The sequence below is a fragment of the Mesorhizobium sp. M0227 genome, assembly GCF_040321855.1.
Lineage (GTDB): Bacteria > Pseudomonadota > Alphaproteobacteria > Rhizobiales > Rhizobiaceae > Mesorhizobium.
The window spans coordinates 1-2500 of record NZ_JAMYSJ010000057.1; the positions used below are offsets into that span (position 1 = coordinate 1).

The 2500-nt window shown below is 53.9% G+C and carries 2 rRNA genes (1 of these 2 cut by a window edge); both read right to left on the reverse strand.

Annotated features, from left to right (window positions below):
- Positions 1-223: 223 nt before the first annotated feature.
- Positions 224-338: ribosomal RNA gene (gene rrf, locus NKJ00_RS31970) — 5S ribosomal RNA — on the reverse strand.
- Positions 339-610: 272 nt separating this feature from the next.
- Positions 611-2500, reverse strand: a 23S ribosomal RNA gene (locus NKJ00_RS31975); it runs 932 nt beyond the window's last position.

The window sequence follows — 2500 nt, forward strand, 5'->3', positions numbered from 1 at the left end:
CCCTAAGCAAGCGTTTGCTTGCATTCCCTTAGCAAGCGTTTGCTTGCGTCCCTAAGCAAGCGCTTGCTTGCTTTTTTGTGTAAGCCGAGGCCTACAGATAGGTATATGGCTGACCAAATGAAAGGGCCGCTTACGCGGCCCGTGATCCCTTGGCGGGCCATTTCATAAAGAGAAGATTTCTCTCACATCCGATTTGGATGTGAGATCAACGTGCGTTTAGCAGACCTGGCAGCGACCTACTCTCCCGCGTCTTGAGACGAAGTACCATCAGCGCTGGAGCGTTTCACGGCCGAGTTCGGAATGGGATCGGGTGCAGCCGCTCCGCCATAACCACCAGGTCGGCAAAACGCACGTTGTTCGAGAAGCTTTTTTGAGCGAATAGCCAATAGTGAGTAGCGAATAGGGACCCTATTTGCTGCTTTCTCTGAGCTGTTCGCTGGTCTTTTTGTGCCTTTACAGTTCTTTGGATCCTGACGCCTTTCGAAGCGAAGCTTCGCAAGGTCGACCGACCGTCGGCGCTGATGCGCCGCACCCACGTAGCGCCGCCCGCAGGGCGGAACAAGCGTGAGTGAGAACATCTGACTTTGTCAGATGAGCATAAGGAATGAGAACGATCAAGCCGATCGAACTATTAGTACCGGTAAGCTTCAAGCGTTGCCGCTCTTCCACACCCGGCCTATCAACGTGGTCGTCTTCCACGGTTCTCAGGGAATACTCGTTTTAAGGTGGGTTTCCCGCTTAGATGCCTTCAGCGGTTATCCCGTCCGGATATAGCTACCCTGCTATGCGGCTGGCGCCACAACAGGTCCACCAGAGATCCGTCCATCCCGGTCCTCTCGTACTAGGGACAGATCCTTTCAATATTCCTACACCCACGGCAGATAGGGACCGAACTGTCTCACGACGTTCTGAACCCAACTCACGTACCGCTTTAAATGGCGAACAGCCATACCCTTGGGACCTGCTCCAGCCCCAGGATGCGATGAGTCGACATCGAGGTGCCAAACAACCCCGTCGATATGGACTCTTGGGGGTCATCAGCCTGTTATCCCCGGCGTACCTTTTATCCGTTGAGCGATGGCCCTTCCACGCGGGACCACCGGATCACTATGACCGACTTTCGTCTCTGCTCGACTTGTCAGTCTCGCAGTCAGGCAGGCTTATGCCATTGCACTCAGCGAACGATTTCCGACCGTTCTGAGCCCACCATCGCGCGCCTCCGTTACTCTTTAGGAGGCGACCGCCCCAGTCAAACTACCCACCATACATTGTCCCGGACCCGGATAACGGGCCGCGGTTAGACATCCATAGTAATAAGGGTGGTATTTCAAGGGTGGCTCCACCTGAGCTGGCGCCCAGGTTTCAAAGCCTACCACCTATCCTACACATGCCACTACGAATGCCAATGTAAAGCTATAGTAAAGGTGCACGGGGTCTTTCCGTCTAACCGCAGGAACCCCGCATCTTCACGGGGAATTCAATTTCACTGAGTCTATGCTGGAGACAGCGGGGAAGTCGTTACGCCATTCGTGCAGGTCGGAACTTACCCGACAAGGAATTTCGCTACCTTAGGACCGTTATAGTTACGGCCGCCGTTTACTGGGGCTTCGATTCAGAGCTTGCACCCCTCCTCTTAACCTTCCAGCACCGGGCAGGCGTCAGACCCTATACGTCGTCTTGCGACTTCGCAGAGCCCTGTGTTTTTGATAAACAGTCGCTACCCCCTGGTCTGTGCCACCCTCCTCTACTTGCGTAGAAAAGGGTCACGCTTCTTCCGAAGTTACGCGTGCAATTTGCCGAGTTCCTTCAGCATAGTTCTCTCAAGCGCCTTGGTATACTCTACCAGACCACCAGTGTCGGTTTCGGGTACGGTTTATAAGGAGGAGCTATTTCCTGGAACCACGCAGCAGCCCGTTCAATCCGATAAGATTGGACTACCTCAATGATCCGTCACTACCTCCAAGCCCACGAATATTAACGTGGTTCCCATCGACTACGCGTTTCCGCCTCGTCTTAGGGGCCGGCTAACCCTGCTCAGATTAGCTTTAAGCAGGAACCCTTGGTCTTTCGGCGGGGGAGTCTCTCACTCCCCTTACGTTACTCATGTCAGCATTCGCACTTCTGATACCTCCACCACCCCTCACGGGTATGGCTTCATCAGCTTACAGAACGCTCCGCTACCGCTTGGCCCTTGCGGACCAAACCCTAAGCTTCGGTGTATGGCTTTAGCCCCGTTACATTTTCGGCGCAAAGACCCTTATTTAGACCAGTGAGCTGTTACGCTTTCTTTAAATGATGGCTGCTTCTAAGCCAACATCCTGGTTGTTTTGGGATCCTCACATCCTTTCCCACTTAGCCATAACTTGGGGACCTTAGCTGTAGGTCAGGGTTGTTTCCCTTTTCACGACGGACGTTAGCACCCGCCGTGTGTCTGCCGACTAGTACTCCCAGGTATTCGGAGTTTGGTTAGGTTTGGTAATCCGGTGAGGACCCCTAGCCC